General features: G+C 66.8%; 15 protein-coding genes and 3 pseudogenes. 16 read left to right on the top strand and 2 right to left on the bottom strand.

The window, feature by feature from the left end; all coding sequences use genetic code 11:
* Window positions 1–2 precede the first annotated feature (2 nt).
* From sufB to QP166_RS16220, 14 genes and pseudogenes are all read left to right on the top strand, one after another.
* Entirely contained in the window at window positions 3–1,466 is a 1,464-nt protein-coding gene (gene sufB, locus QP166_RS16285) for a Fe-S cluster assembly protein SufB (protein WP_333916856.1), read from the top strand.
* A 78-nt stretch (window positions 1,467–1,544) separates the two neighbouring features.
* Window positions 1,545–1,730: pseudogene (locus QP166_RS16280) on the top strand (ATP-binding cassette domain-containing protein); the annotation flags it as partial.
* A gap of 132 nt (window positions 1,731–1,862) precedes the next feature.
* Window positions 1,863–2,419, top strand: a pseudogene (gene sufC, locus QP166_RS16275) (Fe-S cluster assembly ATPase SufC); the annotation flags it as partial.
* Entirely contained in the window at window positions 2,416–3,480 is a 1,065-nt protein-coding gene (locus tag QP166_RS16270; protein ID WP_333916855.1) for a SufD family Fe-S cluster assembly protein, read from the top strand. The pseudogene sufC and the gene QP166_RS16270, both read left to right, overlap by 4 nt.
* Window positions 3,481–3,604: 124 nt before the next feature.
* Window positions 3,605–4,822, top strand: a complete 1,218-nt coding sequence (locus QP166_RS16265; RefSeq protein WP_333916854.1) for an aminotransferase class V-fold PLP-dependent enzyme — start codon at window positions 3,605–3,607, stop codon at window positions 4,820–4,822.
* Complete coding sequence (locus tag QP166_RS16260; RefSeq protein ID WP_333916853.1) at window positions 4,819–5,292, top strand: SUF system Fe-S cluster assembly protein; 474 nt, start codon at window positions 4,819–4,821, stop codon at window positions 5,290–5,292. Before QP166_RS16265 ends, QP166_RS16260 begins: the two co-directional genes overlap by 4 nt.
* Window positions 5,292–5,645, top strand: a complete 354-nt coding sequence (locus QP166_RS16255) for a HesB/IscA family protein (protein ID WP_333916852.1) — start codon at window positions 5,292–5,294, stop codon at window positions 5,643–5,645. The genes QP166_RS16260 and QP166_RS16255 overlap by 1 nt, the downstream gene beginning before the upstream one ends.
* A gap of 221 nt (window positions 5,646–5,866) precedes the next feature.
* Window positions 5,867–6,766 carry a YihY/virulence factor BrkB family protein gene (locus QP166_RS16250; RefSeq protein WP_333916851.1) on the top strand — a complete coding sequence of 300 codons (900 nt, stop codon included), beginning with the start codon at window positions 5,867–5,869 and terminating at the stop codon, window positions 6,764–6,766.
* A 29-nt stretch (window positions 6,767–6,795) separates the two neighbouring features.
* Complete coding sequence (locus QP166_RS16245) at window positions 6,796–9,219, top strand: glycogen/starch/alpha-glucan phosphorylase (RefSeq protein WP_333916850.1); 2,424 nt, start codon at window positions 6,796–6,798, stop codon at window positions 9,217–9,219.
* Window positions 9,216–11,386 (top strand): annotated as a pseudogene (gene glgB / locus QP166_RS16240) (1,4-alpha-glucan branching protein GlgB). The gene QP166_RS16245 and the pseudogene glgB overlap by 4 nt, the downstream one beginning before the upstream one ends.
* A 264-nt stretch (window positions 11,387–11,650) precedes the next feature.
* Complete coding sequence (glgC, locus tag QP166_RS16235) at window positions 11,651–12,913, top strand: glucose-1-phosphate adenylyltransferase (protein ID WP_333916849.1); 1,263 nt, start codon at window positions 11,651–11,653, stop codon at window positions 12,911–12,913.
* A gap of 4 nt (window positions 12,914–12,917) precedes the next feature.
* On the top strand, window positions 12,918–14,366 hold the full coding sequence (gene glgA, locus QP166_RS16230; protein ID WP_333916848.1) for a glycogen synthase GlgA: 1,449 nt from the start codon (window positions 12,918–12,920) through the stop codon (window positions 14,364–14,366).
* Window positions 14,363–15,982 carry an alpha-D-glucose phosphate-specific phosphoglucomutase gene (locus QP166_RS16225; RefSeq protein ID WP_333916847.1) on the top strand — a complete coding sequence of 540 codons (1,620 nt, stop codon included), beginning with the start codon at window positions 14,363–14,365 and terminating at the stop codon, window positions 15,980–15,982. Before glgA ends, QP166_RS16225 begins: the two co-directional genes overlap by 4 nt.
* Window positions 15,979–17,727, top strand: a complete 1,749-nt coding sequence (locus tag QP166_RS16220) for a glycogen debranching protein (RefSeq protein ID WP_333916846.1) — start codon at window positions 15,979–15,981, stop codon at window positions 17,725–17,727. The genes QP166_RS16225 and QP166_RS16220 overlap by 4 nt, the downstream gene beginning before the upstream one ends.
* Here QP166_RS16220 and QP166_RS16215 read toward each other — a convergent pair.
* Window positions 17,709–18,194, bottom strand: a complete 486-nt coding sequence (locus QP166_RS16215; protein ID WP_333916845.1) for a hypothetical protein — start codon at window positions 18,192–18,194, stop codon at window positions 17,709–17,711. The genes QP166_RS16220 and QP166_RS16215 overlap by 19 nt on opposite strands.
* On the opposite strand from QP166_RS16215, the gene QP166_RS16210 reads away from it, so the two are divergent.
* Together QP166_RS16210 and QP166_RS16205 are read left to right on the top strand one after the other, a co-directional pair.
* Entirely contained in the window at window positions 18,151–19,332 is a 1,182-nt protein-coding gene (locus tag QP166_RS16210; protein ID WP_333916844.1) for a M24 family metallopeptidase, read from the top strand. The two genes, QP166_RS16215 and QP166_RS16210, sit on opposite strands and share 44 nt — an antisense overlap.
* Window positions 19,333–19,349: 17 nt before the next feature.
* Window positions 19,350–20,570 carry a multidrug effflux MFS transporter gene (locus QP166_RS16205; RefSeq protein WP_333916843.1) on the top strand — a complete coding sequence of 407 codons (1,221 nt, stop codon included), beginning with the start codon at window positions 19,350–19,352 and terminating at the stop codon, window positions 20,568–20,570.
* On the opposite strand, the gene QP166_RS16200 is transcribed toward QP166_RS16205, so the two are convergent.
* Entirely contained in the window at window positions 20,525–21,841 is a 1,317-nt protein-coding gene (locus tag QP166_RS16200; protein ID WP_333916842.1) for a PepSY-associated TM helix domain-containing protein, read from the bottom strand. The genes QP166_RS16205 and QP166_RS16200 overlap by 46 nt on opposite strands.
* Window positions 21,842–21,843 lie beyond the last annotated feature (2 nt).

Here is a 21,843-nt window from a genome sequence, read left to right as displayed (position 1 = left end):
TCATGGCCACCAAGAACGCCGAGGCACACGCCGCCGTCGCCAAGAAGTACGAATGGGGCTTCGCGACCGACATCGAGCAGGACTTCGCGCCCAAGGGGCTGAACGAAGACACCGTCCGCTACATCTCGGCGAAGAAGAACGAGCCGGAGTGGATGCTCGACTGGCGGCTGAAGGCGTTTCGCGTCTGGCAGACGCTGGAGGCACCCGATTGGGCGAAGCTCAACGTGCCGCCGATCGACTATCAGGATGCGTATTATTACGCCGAGCCGAAGGTGAAGAAAACGATCGCCTCGCTCGACGAACTCGATCCCGAAATCCGCCGCACCTATGAGAAGCTCGGCATCCCGATCGCCGAGCAGGAAGTGCTGGCGGGCGTCGAGGGCGCGCGCAAGGTCGCGGTCGACGCGGTGTTCGACAGCGTCTCGGTCGCCACCACCTTCCGCGCCGAATTGAAGGCGGCAGGCGTCATCTTCCTGTCGATCAGCGAGGCGATCCGCGAATATCCCGATCTGGTCCGCAAGTGGCTGGGCAAGGTCGTGCCGCAGCGCGACAATTATTTCGCGACGCTCAACAGTGCGGTCTTCTCCGACGGGACGTTCGTGTACATTCCGAAGGGCGTGCGCTGCCCGATGGAATTGAGCACCTATTTCCGCATCAACGCCGAGAACACCGGCCAGTTCGAGCGCACGCTGATCGTCGCCGACGAAGGTGCCTACGTCTCCTATCTTGAGGGCTGCACCGCGCCGATGCGCGACGAGAACCAGCTTCACGCCGCAGTTGTCGAACTGGTCGCGATGGACGATGCCGAGATCAAATATTCGACCGTCCAGAACTGGTATCCCGGCGACGAGAACGGCGTCGGCGGCATCTACAATTTCGTCACCAAGCGCGCGCTTTGCCAGGGCAAGAACAGCAAGGTGTCGTGGACGCAGGTCGAAACCGGCAGCGCGATCACCTGGAAATATCCGTCGTGCGTGCTGGCGGGCGACGGCTCGGTCGGCGAATTCTATTCGGTGGCGGTCACCAACAACCGTCAGCAGGCCGATACCGGCACGAAGATGATCCACCTCGGCAAGAACACGCGTTCGACGATCGTGTCGAAGGGGATCAGCGCCGGTCGCTCCGACAACACCTATCGTGGGCTGGTCCGCGTCGCGGCGAGCGCGGAGAACGTCCGCAACTTCACGCAATGCGACTCGCTGCTGCTGTCGGATCAGTGCGGTGCACATACCGTGCCGTATATCGAGGTGAAGAACCCCAGCGCGCAGATCGAGCATGAGGCGACCACCAGCAAGATCAGCGAGGACCAGCTCTTCTACGCGATGTCGCGCGGTCTGGACGCCGAAGCGGCGGTCGCGCTGATCGTCAACGGCTTTGCGCGCGAGGTGCTGCAGCAACTCCCGATGGAGTTCGCGGTCGAGGCGCAGAAGCTGCTGGGGATCTGCCTCGAGGGTTCGGTCGGGTAATTCCTTCCGTCACCCCGGCGAAGGCCGGGGTCCAGTTACACCGGTCGGGACTGGATCCCGGCCTACGCCGGGATGACGATGTTAAAGATTGAAAACCTCCACGCCGAAATCGACGGCAAGGAAATCCTCAAGGGCCTGTCGCTCGAAGTGAACGCGGGCGAGATCCATGCGATCATGGGGCCGAACGGCGCGGGCAAGTCGACGCTCGGCTATGTCCTCGGCGGCCGCCCCGGCTACGAAGTGACCGAAGGCTCGATCCGCTTCTGTGCCCCCTCCCTGGAAGGGAGGGGCCGGGGGTGGGTTCTGTGTCCCAATACGGTGACCAAATCGAGGATCGGCCGAGTTCCGCGAGCACGCCACCCACCCCCGCACCCTCCCTTCCAGGGAGGGGAGGAGAGTGGATCGACCTGCTCGAACTCGAACCGCACGAGCGCGCCGCCGCCGGCGTGTTCCTCGGCTTCCAATATCCGGTCGAAATCCCGGGCGTGTCGAACGTCCAGTTCCTCCGCGAATCGCTCAACGCGCAGCGCACCAGCCGCGGTGAAAAGCCGCTGTCGGGCGCGGAGTTCCTTAAGCTCGCCCGCGCGCAGGCCGATGCACTCGGGCTCCAGCAGGACATGCTCAAGCGCCCGGTCAACGTCGGCTTCTCGGGCGGCGAGAAGAAGCGCAACGAGATGGTGCAGATGGGGATCATTGATCCCGCGTTCGCGATCCTCGACGAAACCGACTCCGGCCTCGACATCGATGCGCTGCGGATCGTCGGCGATGGCATCAACCGCATCATGCGCAAGCCTGACAAGGCCGTGCTGCTCATCACCCATTACCAGCGCCTGCTCGATTACGTGCAGCCAGACCGCGTCCACGTCCTCGCCGACGGCCGCATAACCCGCTCTGGCGGGCCGGAGCTGGCGCACGAGCTGGAGCGGCAGGGTTACGCAGAGGTCGCCGCGTGACGCTCGACCTTCCTTCCAACCGCGAGGAAGCATGGCGCTGGGCGGATCTTGGCGGGATCGCCGCCGCCGCCGCGCTCGCCCCCTTGGCCCGCCCGGACGCACAGTTCCTGGACCTGCCCGGCGCGAAATTGCTGTTCGTCGACGGTGTTCTCGATGACGCCGCCAGCGACCTCCACCGCGTCCGCGTCGGCGACCTCACCCCCGGCGCGCACGCGCTCGGCAAGCGCGCCACCCGCGGCTGGTCGCTCCACCTCGACGCGCAGTCGGTCGCACATCCGGTGCAGGTCGTGCATGTCGCGACCGGCGGCGAAAACCACGTCGCCGCCGAGATCGTCCTCGATGCCGACACCTCGGCGCACGTCGTCGAGACGTTCGTCGGCGCGGGCTGGTCGAATCGCAACACCCGCATCCGGCTCGGCAAGGCTGCGCGGCTGATGCGCGCCGTCCGCATGACGCAGGCGGCCGGCTTCGTCACGATCCGTGACGAGGCGGAACTCAGCGAGGGCGCGAGCCTCGTCGGTACGATGCTGGCGGCGGGCGATCAGGGTGTGCGGATCGACGCCGCGATCGCGCTGGCGGGTGAGGGCGGCTATGCCGAGTACGGCGGCGCGCTGCTGACCCGCGACCGGCTCAAGCAGGAATGCGCGGTGCGCGTCCGCCACGCCGCGCCCAATGGTCAATCGCACCAATTGTGGCGTGCGGTCGCCGCGGATCAGTCGCAGGCGAGCCTCGCCGCTGCGGTCGAGGTCGCGCGGCACGCCCAGAAGACCGATGGCGAACAGTCGCTGCGCGGGCTGCTCCTGCACCGCACCGCGACCGTCAACCTTAAGCCCGAGCTGGAGATTTTCGCCGACGACGTGAAGTGCGCGCATGGCGCGACGGTCGGTGAACTCGATGCGCGCGCGCTGTTCTACATGGCAAGCCGTGGCATCCCGGCACCGCGCGCCAAGGCGCTGCTGACCCGCGCGTTCGTCGCCGATGCGCTGGACCGCATCGCGGATGAAACCGTCCGTGATGCCTTCGCCGCCGACGCGGATGCGTGGCTGGAGAGCGCGTTGTGACCGCTGTTCTACACGCGCCCGGTCTGTCACCCTCCCCCGCGATGACCACGGACCGCGCCTTCTCCGCTTGCGATACATGCGCCGCTTCATGCGCAACCATTGCAAACATCGGCGGTACGATCGCATGACCGACACCGCGCTCGCCACCGATCGCCCGCTTGATCTGGTCACGGACTTTCCCGCGATTCCGGAGGGTTGGGCATATCTCGACACCGCTGCGACCGCGCAGAAGCCGCGTGCGGTGATCGATGCGATCGCGCGCGGCTACGATACGACTTACGCCACGGTCCACCGCGGAGTGTATCAACGTTCGGCCGACATGACGTTGGCGTACGAGGCCGCCCGCGCCAACATCGCCGACCTTATCGGTGCCCCGGCGAACGAGATCGTGTTCGTGCGCGGCGCGACCGAGGCGATCAACCTCGTCGCACAATCATGGGCGGCACAGAATCTCAAGGGGGGCGACCGCATCCTGCTGTCGATGCTCGAGCATCACAGCAACATCGTGCCGTGGCAGATGGTCGCCGAGCGTGCCGGCGCGGCGATCGACGTGATCCCGCTCACGCACGATCACCGCATCGACCTCGATGCGATGGCGGCGATGATCCGCCCCGAACATAAGTTGGTCGCGCTGGCGCATGTCTCGAACGTGCTCGGGTCCGTCCTGGACGTCGCCAAGGCGAGCGGGATCGCGCATTCGGTCGGGGCGAAGATCCTGATCGACGGCTGTCAGGCGGTGCCGCGGATCGCGGTCGACGTCGCGGCGCTCGGCTGCGATTTCTACGTCTTCTCCGGACACAAGCTCTACGGCCCGACCGGGATCGGCGTGTTGTGGGCGCGTGCCGAGCTGCTCGATGCGATGCCCCCCTATCAGGGCGGCGGGTCGATGATCGACCGCGTCTCGTTCGAGCGCACCACCTACGCCCCTGCGCCGACCCGCTTCGAGGCGGGGACGCCGCATATCGTCGGTGCGCTCGGCCTGTCGGCGGCGGTCGATTACGTTCGCGCGATCGGGCTCGACAAGATCCACGCGCACGAAACCGCCTTGGTGCGCGAGGCGCGCGCCGCGCTGTCGCACATCAATTCGATCCGCGTGCTCGGGCCCGACGACAGCGCCGGGATCGTCTCCTTCGTGATGGAGGGGGTGCATCCGCACGATATCGGCACCATCTTGGACGAAAGCCGGGTCGCGATCCGCGCCGGGCATCATTGCGCCCAGCCGCTGATGGCGGCGCTGGGCGTCGAGGCGACCGCGCGCGCCAGCTTCGCGGTCTACAACGGCCCCGAGGACGTGGCGGCGCTGGCAGCCGGGATCGAGCGAGTGAAGAGGATTTTCGGATGAGCGACTCGGTGAGGAGCGAAACGGTCGAGGCGGTCGACAAGCCGCCGCGCGCGCAGGTGTCCGACGCGGTCGATACCGCCCCGGAGCAGGGAGGCGAACGCCAACGCGATTATCTGTCTGGTTTCCTTGCGCAAAAGCCGAGCGGCGCGGCTGCGAACGAACCCGGCGGCGCGCTGTACGAGGCGGTGATCGACGCGCTGAAGGACATTTTCGACCCCGAAATCCCGGTCAACATCTATGACCTGGGGCTGATCTACGGCGTCGACGTCACCGAGGACGGCCATGCCGCGGTGACGATGACGCTGACGACGCCGCATTGCCCGGTTGCCGAGTCGATGCCGGGCGAGGTCGAGATGCGCGTTGCGGCGGTGCCCGGCATCGCCTTCGCCGACGTCAACCTCGTCTGGGATCCGCCATGGGACCCGCAAAAGATGTCCGACGATGCGCGGCTCGAACTGGGGATGTTGTGATGGCGACCACGCTCCGCGCGCGCCCCGCGCCGCTGCTCCTCACCCCAACCGCCGAGGCGCGGATCGCCGACCTGATGGCCAAGGCGCCTGCGGACGCGATCGGCGTCAAGCTCTCGACCCCGCGTCGTGGCTGTTCAGGGCTGGCCTATTCGGTCGATTACGTCACGCAGTCCACGCCGATGGACGAGCGGATCGAGACGCCCGGCGGGACGCTGTTCGTCGACGGCGGGTCGATCCTGTACTTGATCGGGTCGACGATGAATTGGGTCGAGGACGATTTCACCGCGGGTTTCGTCTTCAACAACCCCAACGCCAAGGGCGCCTGCGGCTGCGGCGAAAGCTTCACCGTCTGACATCAGCCCTGCGAGGACGGGAGCGGTGTTGGACTTCTTCCGTCATTCCCGCGAAGGCGGGAATCCAGACGCGCAGGTCCGTCGATAGGGTCGGAACGTCAGAGGTTCTGGGTTCCCGCCTTCGCGGGAATGACGGGAAGCAGATACCTTCCGCTTCAACACTAACCCAAAACAGTCCCTCCACCGGGAGCCTCCGCCGCTGCGCCGCGTTCGCCTCCGTAATGAACATCGATCTCTCTTCGTCCGATCTCTGGCGATCCTTCCGGCGCGACTGGTGGGGCCAGATGAAGGAGGCCTATACCGCCTCGAACGACGACAATCTCGGGCTGATCGCGGCGGGCGCGGCCTTCTACATCATCTCTTCGATTGCGCCGATCCTCGCGGTCACGGTGTTCACCTACGGGCTGTTCGCCGATGCGGCGACGGTTCAGGAAGACATACGCGCGCTGTTCGCCGCGTTGCCGGGGGACGTCGCAACACTGGTCGGGCAACAGCTTGATATCGTCACCTCGGGGTCGCAGGGGCGCAAGGGGCTGGGGCTGATCATCGCGCTCGTCATTGCGCTGTACGGCGGCAGCAAGGCGGCCACCGCGATGATGACCGCGCTCAACGTCGCCTATGAGGTCAAGGACAAGCGCAACTTCATCGTCTGGACGCTGACCTCGTTCGCGATCGTGGTCGGCGGGATCCTGCTGATCTTCCTCGGCATCGCCGCCAGCGCTGTGGTGGCGTTCATCGGCGCGCTGATCCCGTGGTTCCCCGGCATCGTGCTCGCGCTGATCCGCATCGCCACCTATGCGCTGCTCGCGACGATCGTCATCACCGGTGCGTCGCTGCTGTTCCGGTTCGGTCCGTATCGCCACGGCGCGCGGCTGCGCTGGGCGACGCCGGGGACGGTCACCGCGACGCTCGTCTGGCTGCTCGCGACGACCGGCTTCAGTCTCTACGTCGCCAATTTTGGGAATTACGGTGCGACCTATGGCTCGCTGGGCGCGATCATCGTCGCGCTGACGTGGCTGTGGCTTAGCGTCTATGCCTTTCTGCTCGGCGCCGCGCTCGATGTGCAGGCGTATCGCGGTCGCGCGGCGGAATCCGTTGCTGCAACTCCGGCTACCGCCTAGGCATTGCATCTACGAACAAGGGGGTAGGCGTGATCGAGACCGAAACCGGGCGGCAGCGGGGGCCGCTTGCGCTCAACATCCTCGACACGCTGGTGCATCGCATCGGCAAGGACGAGCAGGCGGCGCGCCCGCACGACTGGCTGGCCGCGACGATCCTTACCGTCCGCAACGAGATCATCGAACGCTGGATGGTGTCCACCAAGGCTGCGCACGCGGCCGGTGCGAAGCGCGTCTATTATCTCAGCCTCGAATTCCTGATCGGCAGGCTGCTCCGCGACACGCTGGCGAACCTGTCGGCGCGCGACGAAGTGGCGACCGCGCTGCAAGAACTCGGCATCGACCTCGCCGCGCTCGAGGAGATCGAGCCCGATGCCGCACTCGGCAACGGCGGCCTAGGGCGGCTCGCGGCGTGCTTCATGGAGAGCCTCGCGACGCTCGACCTGCCCGCTTATGGCTATGGCATCCGCTATGTGAACGGCATGTTCCGGCAGCGGATCGACGATGGCTGGCAGGTCGAATTGCCCGAGACGTGGCTGCAATATGGCAATCCTTGGGAATTCCGCCGTCGTGAGAGCGCCTATGTGATCGGCTTCGGCGGCGAGGTGCATGGCGACGAAAGCGGCACCGTGACGTGGAAGCCGGGCGAGATGGTCGAAGCGATGGCGGTCGACACGCCCGTCATCGGCTGGCGCGGACGACGCGTGAACACGCTGCGGCTGTGGACGTCGCGCAGTCTCGATCCGTTCAAGCTCGACGCCTTCAACCAGGGCGACTTCGCGGGCGCGATGGCCGGTCAGTTGCGCGCCGAGACATTGGTCCGCGTCCTCTACCCCAACGATACGACCGCGGCGGGGCAGGAGCTGCGACTGCGGCAGGAGTATTTCTTCTCCTCCGCGTCGATCCAGGACATCGTCCGCCGGCACATCCAGTATTTCGGCGACATCCGCACGCTACCGACGCGCGCCGCGATCCAGCTCAACGATACGCATCCCGCGGTATCGGTCGCCGAGCTGATGCGGCTGCTGCTCGACGAGCACGGCCTCGCCTTCGACGAGGCGTGGGAGATCACTCAGGCGACGTTCGGCTACACCAACCACACGTTGCTGCCCGAGGCGCTGGAAAGCTGGCCGCTGCCGCTGTTCGAGCGTTTGCTGCCGCGGCACATGCAATTGGTCTATGCGATCAACGCCAAGCTGCTCCGTGCCGCGCGCCAGGCAGACGGGATGGATGACCGCGCGATCGCCGCGATCAGCCTGATCGACGAGGGCGGCGAGCGGCGCGTCCGCATGGCCAACCTCGCCTTCGCCGGCTCGCACAGCGTCAACGGCGTCGCGGCGCTCCACACCGGGTTGATGAAGACCACCGTCTTCGCCGACCTGCACCGCCTTTATCCCGAGCGGATCAACAACAAGACCAACGGCATCACCCCGCGTCGCTGGTTGCAGGAATGCAATCCCGGGCTGACCTCGCTGATCCGCGAGGCGATCGGCGACGGCTTCATGGACGATGCCGATAAGCTGACCGCGCTCGCTCCGTTTGCCGAGGATGCGTCGTTCCGCGAGCGCTTCGCTGCGGTGAAGCGCGCGAACAAGGCGGCGCTGTCGGACTATCTGCGCGCCGAGATGGGCATACGGCTCGATCCGTCGGCGATCTTCGACGTGCAGATCAAGCGCATCCACGAATACAAGCGTCAGCTGCTCAACATCGTCGAGACCGTCGCGCTCTACGACCAGATCCGCAGCCACCCGGAGCGCGACTGGACGCCGCGCGTCAAGCTGTTCGCGGGCAAGGCGGCGTCGAGCTATCATCAGGCCAAGCTCATCATCAAGCTGGCCGGCGACGTCGCACGCCGCGTCAATGCCGACCCGTCGATCGGTGGGCTGCTCAAGGTCGCTTTCGTTCCCAATTACAACGTTAGCCTTGCCGAACGGATGGTGCCGGCCGCGGACCTGTCCGAACAGATTTCGACCGCCGGTATGGAGGCGTCGGGCACCGGCAACATGAAGTTCGCGCTCAACGGCGCGTTGACGATCGGCACGCTCGACGGTGCCAATGTCGAGATCCGCGATCATGTCGGTGCGGACAACATCGTGATCTTCGGTCTTACCGCCGACGAGGTCGCGGCCAAGCGGGCGGGCGGGTACAATCCGCGCGAGGTGATCGAAAATTCGGCCGAACTCGCGCAGGCGGTGAACGCGATCGCCTCCGGTGTGTTTTCACCAGATGACCACAACCGCTACCGCGATCTCATGAACGGCCTGTACGACCATGACTGGTTCATGGTGGCAGCCGACTTCGACGCTTATGCCACCGCGCAGCGTGAGGTCGACGCGCGCTGGGGGGATCGCGACGGCTGGAGCCGCAGTGCGATCCGCAACGTCGCGAACATGGGCTGGTTCTCGTCGGACCGGACGATCGGAGAATATGCGCAAGAGATCTGGGGCGTGAAGTGAAGCCGCCCGCCGCCGCGATCGACGCGCTGCTGGACGGCACCAACGAGGATCCCTTTGCGTTGCTCGGCCCGCATCACGGGCCGGACGGCACGTTTGCGCGGGTCTGGATACCGGGTGCCGATACCGTGGTCGCGCGGACGTTGGCGGGGGAGGTGCTCGGCACGCTGGAGCGCGTCGACGAACGCGGGCTGTTCGAGGGGATCATCGACGGCGATCCGCAGCCGCTACGTTATGTCGCGCAGGGCGGGGGCGCGGAATGGTGGATTACCGATCCGTATAGCTTCGGCCCGGTGCTCGGCCCCACCGACGACTTCCTGATGAACGAGGGCACGCATTTCCGCCTCCATGACAAGATGGGGGCGCATCTGATCGTGCACGAGGGCGCGAAAGGCGTCCATTTCGCGGTGTGGGCACCCAACGCGCGGCGCGTCGCGGTGGTCGGTGACTTCAACGACTGGGATCTACGCCGCCACGGGATGCGTCGGCGCAACGATACCGGCGTCTGGGAGCTGTTCCTGCCCGACATCGGAGCGGGGCGTGCCTATAAATATGCGATCATTGGCCCCGACGGTGCGCTTCAGCCGCTCAAGGCGGACCCCTATGCCTTCGCTGCCGAACTGCGCCCCAAGACTGCGTCGCTCACCACCGCGCCGATGCATCATGAATGGGGCGATGCGGCACATCGCGAGGCGTGGGCCTCGGTCGATCCGCGCCGCGCGCCGATCAGCATCTACGAGGTCCATCCCGGCAGCTGGCAGCGCGACGAGAATGGCTGGTTCCTGACGTGGGACCAGCTTGCCGAGCGGTTGATCCCCTATGCCACCTCGATGGGCTTCACCCACATCGAGTTCATGCCAATCTCGGAACATCCCTATGATCCGAGCTGGGGGTATCAGACGACCGGCCTCTACGCCCCCAGCGCGCGGTTCGGCGATCACGAAGGCTTCGCGCGCTTCGTCGACGGCGCACACCGCGCCGGGATTGGCGTCCTGCTCGACTGGGTGCCCGCGCATTTCCCGACCGACGCACATGGCCTGTCGCGCTTCGACGGCACCGCGCTGTACGAACACGAAGATCCGCGGCTGGGCTACCATCCCGACTGGAACACCGCGATCTACAATTTCGGGCGGCGGGAGGTGTCGGCGTTCCTCGTCAACAACGCGCTGTTCTGGGCCGAGCGCTATCATGTCGACGGATTGCGCGTCGATGCGGTCGCCTCGATGCTGTACCGCGACTATTCGCGCAAGGACGGCGAGTGGATCGCCAACCGCGAAGGCGGGCGCGAGAATTGGGAAGCGGTCGACTTCATGCGCGCCGCCAATCGCGCGCTCTATGCCAGCCAGCCCGGCGTGTTCACCGTCGCCGAGGAATCGACGAGCTGGCCGGGGTCTCCGCTCCCGCCTATGACGAGGCCCCGCGCACCGCGCTCGGCTTCGGCTTCAAGTGGAACATGGGCTGGATGCACGACACGCTGAAGTACATGGCGCGCGAGCCGGTCCACCGGAAGCATCACCATGACGCGATCACCTTCGGGCTGGTCTATGCCTTCGACGAGAATTTTGTGCTGCCGATCAGCCACGACGAGGTCGTGCACGGCAAGGGCTCGATGCTGACCAAGATGCCGGGCGACGATTGGCAGAAATTCGCCAATCTTCGCGCCTATTACGCGATGATGTGGGGGTATCCCGGCAAGAAGCTGCTGTTCATGGGGCAGGAGTTCGCGCAGCGTGCCGAATGGAGCGAGGAGCGGTCGCTCGACTGGGACCTGCTCAACTCGCACGCGCACGATGGCGTCCGCAAACTGGTCCGCGACCTCAACCGACTGTACCGGGAAAAGCGCGCGCTCCACGCCCGCGATTGCGAGCGCGACGGCTTCCGCTGGCTGGTGCAGGACGATGCCGAAAACTCGGTGTTCGTCTGGCTTCGCACCGCACCCGGCGCCGCGCCGATCGCGGTGATCGTCAACATGACCCCGGTCGCACGGATGCCGTACCGCGTGCCGCTGCCCAACGACGGCCGCTGGCGCGAGGTGCTGAACTCCGACGCGCACGATTATTGGGGATCGGGGCTCGGCAATCTCGGCGGCGTGGTCGCCGCGGGCGGCCACGCCGATGTCACCTTGCCGCCCCTCGCGACGGTGATGCTGGAATGGGAGTCTGAGTCTTGAGTTCGGCTCAGACGATCCGGCCGACGAGCGCGAAGATCGCGCCCCAGGCGAGCAGTGACGGAACCAGTGCGCAGGCGACGCCACGGATCAAACCGTCGGCGGAACGGGGCTGGCAAGCGGGGTGCATCGGCGATCCTCTCGAAAGTCGAATTATTCTTGATACGCACTCACTTACGGCGACCGCGCCTTTTAGCGTCAGATCCGTGTCATTGTGGTTAACGTCTGATGAACAACAAGTAAAGATGCTGGGAAGGAGAGCCCGAGGTGGATGAACGTAAAGGTCAGCCGCTGGCGCGTGACGCTATGGCATATGTCCTCGCCGGGGGCAGGGGCAGCCGATTGAAGGAGCTGACCGATACGCGAGCGAAACCAGCGGTCTATTTCGCGGGCAAGAGCCGCATCATCGACTTTGCTTTGTCGAACGCGATCAACTCGGGCATCCGCCGCATTGGCGTGGCGACCCAGTATAAGGCGCACTCGCTGATCCGGCATCTCCAGCGCGGCTGGAACTTCCTGCGCCCGGAACGCAACGAAAGCTTCGACATCCTCCCGGCGTCGCAGCGGATCAGCGAATTTCAATGGTATGAGGGGACCGCCGATGCGGTCTATCAGAACATCGACATCATCGCCGAAAGCGCGCCGGAGTTCATGGTCATCCTGGCGGGCGACCATATCTACAAGATGGATTACGAGATCATGCTCCGGCAGCACTGCGACAGCGGTGCCGACGTGACGGTCGCGTGCATGGAAGTCCCGCGGATGGAGGCAGTGGCGTTCGGCGTCATGCACGTCGACGAGAATGACCGCATCGTCGATTTCGTCGAGAAGCCCGCCGATCCGCCGTCGATCCCCGGCCAGCCCGATGTCGCGCTCGCCAGCCTCGGCATCTACGTCTTCAACACAAAATTGCTGCTCGAGGAGTTGCGCCGCGACGCCGCCACCCCGGGATCGTCGCGCGACTTCGGCAAGGACATCATCCCGTATCTGGTCGCGCACGGCCATGCGCACGCGCACCGCTTTTCCGCCAGCTGCGTTCGTTCGCCCGAAGAGCCCGAAGCCTATTGGCGCGACGTCGGGACGGTCGACGCATATTGGGAAGCGAACATCGACCTGACCGACGTCGTGCCGCAGCTCGACCTCTACGATCGCGAGTGGCCGCTGTGGACCTATTCGGAGCTGACCCCGCCGGCCAAGTTCGTCCACGATGTCGACGGACGGCGTGGGCAGGCGGTGTCGAGCCTGGTGGCGGGCGATACGATCATTTCCGGATCGAACGTGCACCGCAGCCTGATCTCGACCGGGGTGCGGGCGCACAGCTATTCGTCGCTCGATGAGGCGGTGGTGCTCCCGCATTGCAAGATCGGGCGTCACGCGCAGCTGAGGAAAGTCGTGCTCGATCGCGGCGTCGTCATTCCCGATGGGCTGATCGTCGGCGAAGACCCGCTGCTCGATGGGCATCGGTTCCGGCGCACCGAAAAGGGCGTGTGCCTGATCACGCAGCCGATGATCGACCGGCTGGAGCTGTAGCCGCATGACGATCTCGGTCCTGTCGGTCGCGTCCGAAGCCTATCCGCTCGTCAAGACCGGCGGGCTGGGCGACGTCGTCGGCGCGCTGCCCGCCGCGCTCGCGCCGCATGACGTCAACGTCGTCACGCTGGTCCCCGGCTATCCACGCGTCATGGCGGCGGTGCAGGGCTCGGCGGTGCTCCACGATTGGCCGGACCTGATCGGTGCGCCCGCGCGGCTGCTGTCGGGCACGATCGGCGCCCACAAACTGCTGGTGCTCGACGCGCCGGGCTATTTCGCGCGTGAGGGCGGGCCGTATGGCGATCCCTCCGGACGCGACTGGGACGACAATTGGCGGCGTTTCGCCGCGTTCGGGCGTGCGGCGGCCGATCTCGCCTCGGGCGCGGTCAAGGGCTTTCGCTTCGACGTGCTCCATGCGCACGACTGGCAGGCCGGGCTCGCGCCCGCCTATCTCCGCTTCGCCCCGGCGGGCGGGCGCTGCGCGCGATCGGTGATGACGATCCACAACATCGCCTTTCAGGGGCGCTACGATGCGAGCATCTTCGGCTCGCTGGCGCTTCCCGACCGCGCCTTCTCGGTCGACGGCGTCGAATATTATGGTGGCGTCGGCTATCTCAAGGCCGGGCTGGAGGCCGCCGACGCGATCACTACGGTCAGCCCGACCTACGCCGCCGAGATCCTGCGCCCCGACTTCGGTATGGGGCTGGAGGGATTGATCCGCACGCGTCGTGAACGGGTCTCGGGGATCGTCAACGGCATCGATCCGGCGGTGTGGAATCCCGCAACCGACACCGCGCTGCCGGAACGCTATGATGCGGGTAGCCTCGCCCACCGCGTCGCCAACAAGCGCGCGCTGGAGGCTGCCTTTTCGCTCGAACCCGGGGACGGGCCGCTGTTCTGCGTCGTCACGCGGCTGACGTGGCAGAAGGGCATGGACGTGCTGGTCGATACGATCGACGCGCTGGTCGCGGGTGGCGGTCGCCTCGCGCTGCTCGGATCGGGTGACGCGTGGCTCGAACACGCCTTCAACGCGGCGGCGGCGCGGCATCCCGGCAAGGTCGGCGTGCGGATCGGCTATGACGAGGCGCTGTCGCACTTGATGCAGGGCGGCGCGGATGCGATCCTGATCCCCTCGCGGTTCGAGCCGTGCGGACTGACCCAGCTCTACGGACTGGCCTATGGCTGCGTGCCCGTCGTTGCGCGCACCGGCGGGCTGGCCGATACCGTGATCCACGCCAATGCCGCAGCGCTCGACGCGGGCGTGGCGACCGGGGTGCAATTCGGCACCGTCACGCATGAGTCACTGGCGCATGCCATTGCGCTTGCGATACAATTATATGCCACGCCCGATCGCTGGGCTTCGATCCAGCGCGCGGGCATGGCGGCGGACTTCTCCTGGGCGACCAGCGGACGCCGCTATGCCGATCTTTACCGGGAGCTGCTGTCCGCATGATCCGTACCGTTCCGACCTCGCCTTTCACCGACCAGAAGCCCGGCACCTCCGGATTGCGCAAGAAGGTGAAGGTCTTCCAGCAGCCGAATTATGCCGAGAACTTCATCCAGTCGGTCTTTGACGTGGTCGACGGCAAGGACGGCGCGACGCTGGTGATCGGTGGCGACGGCCGCTACCTCAACCGCGAGATCATCCAGACTGCCATCCGCATGGCGGCGGCGGCAGGCTTCGCGCGGGTCGTCGTCGGGCAGGGCGGCATCCTGTCGACTCCCGCTGCCTCGAACGTGATCCGCAAGCGTGGCGCGCTCGGTGGGCTGGTGCTTTCCGCGAGCCACAATCCGGGCGGACCGGACGAAGATTTCGGCATCAAGTACAATGTCGCGAACGGCGGGCCCGCGCCTGAGAAAGTCACCGAGGCGATCCACGCCCGCACGCTCTCGATCGCGCAATGGCACGCCGCCGATACCGCCGACATCGACCTGGATACGCTCGGCGAGACGCAGGTCGAGGGGCTGACGGTAGAGGTGATCGACCCGGTCGCGGATTATGCCGAACTGATGGAGACGCTGTTCGACTTCGACGCAATCCGCGGTGCGAAGCTGACGATGGCGTTCGACGCGATGAGCGCGGTGACCGGGCCGTATGCGACCGAAATCCTTGAGAAGAGGCTCGGCTTCGCGCCCGGCACGGTGCGCAACGGCACGCCGCTGGAGGATTTCGGTGGGCATCACCCCGATCCCAACCTCGTCCACGCGCACGAACTCTATGAAACGATGATGGCGGCCGACGCGCCCGCTTTCGGCGCGGCGTCGGACGGCGACGGCGACCGCAACCTCATCATCGGGCGTAGCCGCTTCGTGACCCCGTCGGACAGCCTCGCGATGCTCGCCGCCAACGCGCGTCTCGCCCCCGGCTATGCCGGCGGGCTGAAGGGGATCGCCCGGTCGATGCCGACCAGCGCCGCGGCGGATCGCGTTGCCGAGAAGCTCGGCATCCCGTCGTTCGAGACGCCGACCGGCTGGAAGTTCTTCGGCAATCTGCTCGACGCCGGAACGGCGACGATCTGCGGTGAGGAAAGCGCGGGAACCGGCAGCGACCATGTGCGCGAGAAGGACGGCCTGTGGGCGGTGCTGCTGTGGCTCAACATCCTTGCCGCGACCGGCAAGAGCGTCGACCGGATCGCGCGCGATCATTGGGCGGAATACGGCCGCAACTATTACGCGCGCCACGATTACGAAGGCGTCGACAGCGCCGCCGCCGACACGTTGATGGCCGAGCTGCGCGGCAAGCTCGACACGCTGCCCGGCACGTCGTTCGGCCCGCTTACCGTCGCGGCGTCGGACGATTTCGCCTATGAGGATCCGACCGATGGCTCGATCAGCCGTAATCAGGGCGTGCGCGTGCTGTTCGAGGGCGGCAGCCGGGTCGTGTTCCGTCTGTCGGGCACCGGGACGAGCGGCGCGACCTTGCGTGTCTATCTCGAACGCTACGAGCCGGTCGGTGGCGACATGGATGCGGAAACCGGCGCGATGCTGGCGGACATCGTCGCCGCGGCCGAGGCGATCGCCGGCATCCGTGCACATACCGGACGCGAGCAACCCGACGTCGTGACGTGACCGCGACGCTCGTCGCCGGTGGCGTCGACTTCTCGGTTCGCGCGCCGCGCGCGGGTGCGGTGTGGTTGTGCCTGTTTGATGGCGAGGCCGAACGCCGCGTCGCGATGGCGCGTAGCGGCGACGCGTGGCACGCGCATGTCGCCGGAGTTGGCGAGGGGGCGCGCTACGGCTTCCGCACCGATGCGGACTCGGCCAAGCTGCTGGTCGACCCCTACGCTGTGACGCTCGACTGGCGCTTCGCCTACGACCCGCATCTGCGCGAGCCGCGGATCGACACGGCGGCGCTGGTGCCGAAGGCGATCGTCACCGCGCCGCTCGCGCCGCTCGATCTGCCACCGCTGTTCCGTCCGGGCGGGCTGATCTACGAGGTCAACGTCCGCGCCTTCACGATGCGTCACCCCGACGTGCCGCCGGCGCAGCGCGGAACGATCGCCGCGCTTGCGCATCCGGCGGTGATCGCGCACCTCCAGCGGATCGGCGTCGCAGCGGTCGAGCTGATGCCGATCGTCGCCTGGATCGACGAGCGTCACTTGCCGCCGCTCGGGCTCGGCAACGGCTGGGGCTATAACCCGGTCGTGCCGATGGCGCTCGATCCGCGCCTCGCGCCCGCCGGCATCGCCGAGCTTCGCGCCACCGTTGCGACGCTGCGGGCGGCGGGGATCGGCACGATCCTCGACCTCGTGTTCAACCACACCGGGGAGAGCGACCCGCTCGGCCCGACGCTGTCGCTTCGCGGGCTGGACGATGCCGCCTATGCACGCGGGCCCGACGGCACGCTCATCAACGACGCCGGCACCGGCAACACGCTCGACTTCGCCAACCCGGCGGTGCGCGCGCTGACGCTCGACTCGCTGCGCCACTTCGTCGCCCAAGCGGGCGTCGACGGCTTCCGCTTCGATCTCGCCACCGTGATGGCGCGCGGGCCCGGCTTCGACCCCGCCGCGCCGATCTTCGCCGAGATCGCCGCCGACCCCGTGCTGCGTGACCGGGTGTTGATCGCCGAGCCATGGGATATCGGCCCCGGCGGCTATCAGCTGGGGAAGTTTCCCGACGACTGGCTCGAGTGGAACGACCGTTACCGCGACGACGTCCGCCGCTTCTGGCGCGGGGACGGCAGTGCGGGCGCGCTCGCGACTCGGCTGATGGGCTCCAGCGATATCTTCGGGGACCGCACCCGCGGGGTCAGCTTCGTCGCCGCCCATGACGGCTTCACGCTCGCCGACACCGTCGCCTTCGCCACGCGCCACAATCACGCCAACGGCGAGGACAATCGCGACGGCCACGCCGGCGAGATCGCGTGGGACAACGGCGTCGAGGGCGAGAGCGATGATGCCACCGTTCGCGCTACGCGTGACGCGGACGTGCGCGCGCTCCTCGCGACGCTTTTCGCGACGCGCGGGACGATCCTGTTGACCGCCGGTGACGAATTCGGCCGCACGCAATGCGGCAACAACAACGGCTATGCGCAGGATGAGTTGCTGTGGCTCGACTGGAACGGCCGTGACCGGTCCCTGGAAGCCTTCGTCGCCGATCTCGCGCAGCGACGCGCGGCGTGTGCGTCGCTGGCTAATCCCGCCATCGCGCGCGACGCGACTTGGTTACGGCGCTACGGTCAGCCGATGCGCGACGCCGATTGGGAGGACGCGACCGGCTTCGTCCTGCAGCTTCGCGACGCGACGATCACCGTCGATCGCGATGCACGCACCATAACGCTGGCACCCGCCGGTCAGGCACAGATCGCATAAGGCGCGGCGTTGGTGGTCGCATCGACCAGATCACGCAGTTCCTTGCTGTTCAACGGCTTCATGAACTCACAGCCGAAGATTTGATCATCGACCCATGCAATGCGCGCGTGACGCTCCGCACCACCGGGCAAGCTCAGCTTCAGCAACGTGCCCGAAATCAGCGTCATCGCGGTACGCGCGCGCAGTCCCGCCGCCGAGGCGTCGAGGATTTCGATCGAAATTGCCAGCCGTGCCAGGCCACGGCACTCGGCCGGAACGCGGGTCTCGCGACGGTTGTCGATCAGCGGTTTGGATGCCATGGCCCTTCTCTCTTCTTTTCTTCCCTGCCGCCGATTTAGGGAGCGAGAAGTAAAGAAGCGGTAACCACCTATGTTATTGTCCGCCGTTGTTTCGGCAGGCTGACCCATTTTGACGGAGCGTGGCATGACGATCGGCGGATCCAGCGCGGCGGCGGAACTTGCCGCCATCACTCCCTGGGCGAATAAGGCACCACCGATCGATGTGGCAGAGCGCAATGCGCGGCTGGAGCGTGCCCGTGCGCTGACCGCCGAGTTGGGCGCCGATGCGCTGCTGGTGCAGGCCGGCCCGTCGCTTCACTACTTCACCGGTGTGCCGTGGAGCCCGAGCGAGCGGCTGGTCGCGCTGCTCCTGCCCGTTACCGGCACGCCGCGGCTGATCTGTCCGGCGTTCGAGCGCGGCTCGCTGGAGGCCGAACTCGCCATCTCCGCCGACCTCGCGCTGTGGGAAGAGGATGAGGACCCGGTCGCGCTCGTCGCCGATGCGCTGCCCTCCGGGTCGACGCTCGCGCTTGATCCGATGCTCTTCTACGGCTGGGCGCGGCGACTCGCGGGGGCGAGGCTGGAGACCGTCGATGGCGCGCCCGCGATCGACGGCTGCCGGATGCTCAAGTCGCCCGCGGAGATCGCGCTGATGACGCAGGCGATGCAGATGACGCTGGCGGTCCATGCCGCCGCCGCACGCATCCTGCGGCCCGGCATCCGCGAAAGCGAGGTGGTGCGGTTCATCGACGATGCGCACCGCGCGATCGGCGGCGGGCCGTCGTACTTCTGTGCGGTGCAGTTCGGGCAGGCGACCGCCTATCCGCACGGGCTGCCCGGCGACCGCGCGCTGGCGGAGGGTGATCTGGTGCTGGTCGACACGGGTTGCCGCGTCCACGGCTATCATTCCGACCTAACCCGCACTTATGCGTTCGGCACGGTCGCCGACGAAGTGCGCGCGATCTGGGACATCGAACACGCCGCGCAAGCGGCCGCTTTCGCCGCAGTCGCGCCCGGCGTGCCCTGCGAGGATATCGACGCCGCGGCCCGCGCGGTGCTGGTGCGTGAGGGGCTGGGGCCGGACTATCGCCTGCCCGGGCTGCCGCACCGTACCGGGCACGGGATCGGGCTGTCGATCCACGAGCCCGCCTATCTGGTGCGCGGCGACAAGACTCCGCTTGCCCCTGGCATGTGCTTTTCCAACGAACCGATGATCGTCGTTCCCGGCCGCTTCGGCATCCGCTTGGAGGATCATTTCTACGTCACGAACGCTGGAGCGGCGTGGTTTACCGAGCCGCAACCGAGTATCGACCGGCCATTCGATTGAGAACGGACCTGAATTCCATGAAGCCCCACGCCGCGCCTCCGGGCATGAACGCGACCGAGTTCGTCATCTTCGTCGCGGCGGTCATGGCGGTGAATGCCTTGGGCGTCGACCTGATGCTCCCCGCGCTCGCCGATATCGGCCGCGATCTCGCGATCGATCAGGCGAACCATCGGCAATGGGTGGTGACCGCCTATGTGCTGGGGTTCGGCGTCGGGCAATTGCTTTATGGCCCGCTCGCCGATCGCTACGGGCGCAAGCCGGTGCTGGTCGCGACGCTGATCGGCTTCGTCGGGGCGAGCGTGTTCGCCGCGGCGTCCGCGACCTTCGCCGCGCTGCTCGGCGCGCGCGTGTTGCAGGGGTTGATGTCCGCCTCGACCCGCGTGATCGCGGTGGCGGTGGTGCGCGACAATGCCTCGGGTCGCGCGATGGCGCGCACCATGTCGGTGGCGCAGATGATCTTCTTCCTCGTGCCGATCCTCGCGCCGACGATCGGGCAGGGGCTGCTGGTGATCGGGCCGTGGCGGTTTGTCTTCTACGCGCTCGGCGGCTTTGCGGGGTTGGTGCTGGTCTGGACGTTGATGCGGCTTCCCGAGACGCTGCCGGTCGAACGCCGCACGGAGATTTCGCTCACCAATCTTTCCAGCAGCTACCGTCTGACGCTCACCAACCGCTATTCGCTCGGCTATGCGCTTGCCGCCTCGCTGACGTTCGGCGGAATCATCGCGTTCGTCTCCTCGGCGCAGCAGGTGTTCGTCGACGAATTCGGCGCGGGCGACCGCTTCACCGTGCTGTTCGCAATCTGCGCAGGCGCAATGGGCGTGGCGTCGTTCATGAACAGCCGGCTGGTCGAGCGGCTAGGCACGCGGCTGATCTCGCAGACCGCGGTGATCGCCCTGATCGTCCTCTCGATGCTGCACCTGTCGGTCGTCTGGATGGGCTGGGAGACGCTGGTCAGCTACATGGTCTTCCAGTCGCTCAGCATGACCTGCATCGGCCTGTGCGGATCGAACTTCGGCGCGATGGCGATGGAGCCGGTCGGACGGATCGCGGGCACCGCGTCGTCGGTGCAGGGCTTCATCACCAGCGTCGGCGCGGTGCTGGTCGGATCGGCGATCGGCCAATCCTATGCCGGCACCACGCTGCCGCTGACGCTCGGCTATCTCGCGATCGGCATCGCCGCGTTCGTGATCGTCTATGTCGTGGAGGAGGGCCAGCTCTTCCGCGCACGGCTCGCCTGAGCCGCGCCGACGACGGCCTTGATCCGACCATAGCCGAGCGCGGCGAGCATCGTCAGCCCGGTCAGCGGGAAGAGCAATCCCGCCACGCCCATGATCGCCAGCAACCCGGTGCCGGTCCGCGCATCCGGGAGTGTGGTTCGTCCGCGCGGGCCCCGCTTCCACCACATCACCGGCGCGGTGATCGTCAGCAACGCGAGCGCGGCGCAGGCGAACAGCATGATCAGCCGGTTCGCCTCGCCATATTCCTTGCCCTGATGGACCGCGGCGCTCCACTCGATTACCTGACCGGGGCGGCCGAAGTCCCTGAAGCCGGCGTCCTGCATTACCCGTCCGTTTCCGGCGTCGACATAGACCACATGCGCTGCCTCCGATGGCCCGAGTGCGGCGCTGACCAGATACGGCGCGCCGGGTCCCTCCGGCCACGTCAGCGTCCAGTCGGGCGCCATATTGCGCGCCTGTGCCGCCGCCAGCGCGCGGTCGGCGGAAATACGCTGGCCGTCATGTCCCATCGGCATCGCATGTTGCTGAAGCGACCACGGCAGGTCGTGCCCGGCGTGCCCCTCGCCGCCGGGTGCGGCCGGGCGACCCCAGCCCGCACCGGCGACCCCGGCCTGGACGTTGTGCCCCCACACCGCGCTCCACGGCATCCCACTGAGCGCGAGAAACAGGATCAACCCGCCCGCAAACAGTCCGGTTACAGCGTGGAGATCGCGCCAGAACAGCCGCCCGCTCGCACGACCGCGCACCGTCACCGTTCGTCCGCGCCCCCACCACAGGTACAGCCCGCTGACGACGAGGATGATCGACCAGCCGGCGGCGATCTCGATCAACCAATTGCCGACCCAGCCAGTGATCGCGAGGCTGTGGAGATGCTTGACGGTCTGCATCACGCCACCCGGATTGGTGGTGCCGAAGACGTGCGCGTCATGCGGATCGACGAAGGCCATCCGCAGGTCGCCGTCGGCGCGCCGCATGGTAACGCGCCAGCTTTCGTCGAGGACGGCGGGCTTCTGCACCTGCGTCACCGCGCCGCCGACCGATGCACTGACGCGCGTCGCCAGCGTATCGAGCGGCAGCGTCGGACGGCCCGGCGTAATATGGATCCAGTCGGCATAGACCTGCCGTTCGATCTCGGGCTTGTAGAGATAGAGCGCGCCGGTGACGGCCAGCCATAGCAGGAACGGCAGCACGAGCAGGCCGGCGAAGAAGTGCCAGCGCCACACCGCGCGCTGGAGTTCGGCCGCGATCGCGGCCGGACGGGAAGATGTCATGA

The organism is Sphingomonas sp. LR60, assembly GCF_036855935.1.
Lineage (GTDB): Bacteria > Pseudomonadota > Alphaproteobacteria > Sphingomonadales > Sphingomonadaceae > Sphingomonas.
This window is presented reverse-complemented; position numbering and strand designations above follow the sequence as displayed.

What these genes read in the sequence shown, in the direction of transcription:
- sufB (WP_333916856.1), top strand. Translation starts at nt 3, where the DNA reads ATGGCCACCAAGAACGCCGAGGCACACGCCGCCGTCGCCAAGAAGTAC.
- QP166_RS16265 (WP_333916854.1), top strand. Translation starts at nt 3,605, where the DNA reads ATGACCGACACCGCGCTCGCCACCGATCGCCCGCTTGATCTGGTCACG.
- QP166_RS16260 (WP_333916853.1), top strand. Translation starts at nt 4,819, where the DNA reads ATGAGCGACTCGGTGAGGAGCGAAACGGTCGAGGCGGTCGACAAGCCG.
- QP166_RS16255 (WP_333916852.1), top strand. Translation starts at nt 5,292, where the DNA reads ATGGCGACCACGCTCCGCGCGCGCCCCGCGCCGCTGCTCCTCACCCCA.
- QP166_RS16250 (WP_333916851.1), top strand. Translation starts at nt 5,867, where the DNA reads ATGAACATCGATCTCTCTTCGTCCGATCTCTGGCGATCCTTCCGGCGC.
- glgA (WP_333916848.1), top strand. Translation starts at nt 12,918, where the DNA reads ATGACGATCTCGGTCCTGTCGGTCGCGTCCGAAGCCTATCCGCTCGTC.
- QP166_RS16225 (WP_333916847.1), top strand. Translation starts at nt 14,363, where the DNA reads ATGATCCGTACCGTTCCGACCTCGCCTTTCACCGACCAGAAGCCCGGC.
- QP166_RS16210 (WP_333916844.1), top strand. Translation starts at nt 18,151, where the DNA reads ATGACGATCGGCGGATCCAGCGCGGCGGCGGAACTTGCCGCCATCACT.
- QP166_RS16215 (WP_333916845.1), bottom strand. Translation starts at nt 18,194, where the DNA reads ATGGCGGCAAGTTCCGCCGCCGCGCTGGATCCGCCGATCGTCATGCCA.
- QP166_RS16205 (WP_333916843.1), top strand. Translation starts at nt 19,350, where the DNA reads ATGAAGCCCCACGCCGCGCCTCCGGGCATGAACGCGACCGAGTTCGTC.
- QP166_RS16200 (WP_333916842.1), bottom strand. Translation starts at nt 21,841, where the DNA reads ATGACATCTTCCCGTCCGGCCGCGATCGCGGCCGAACTCCAGCGCGCG.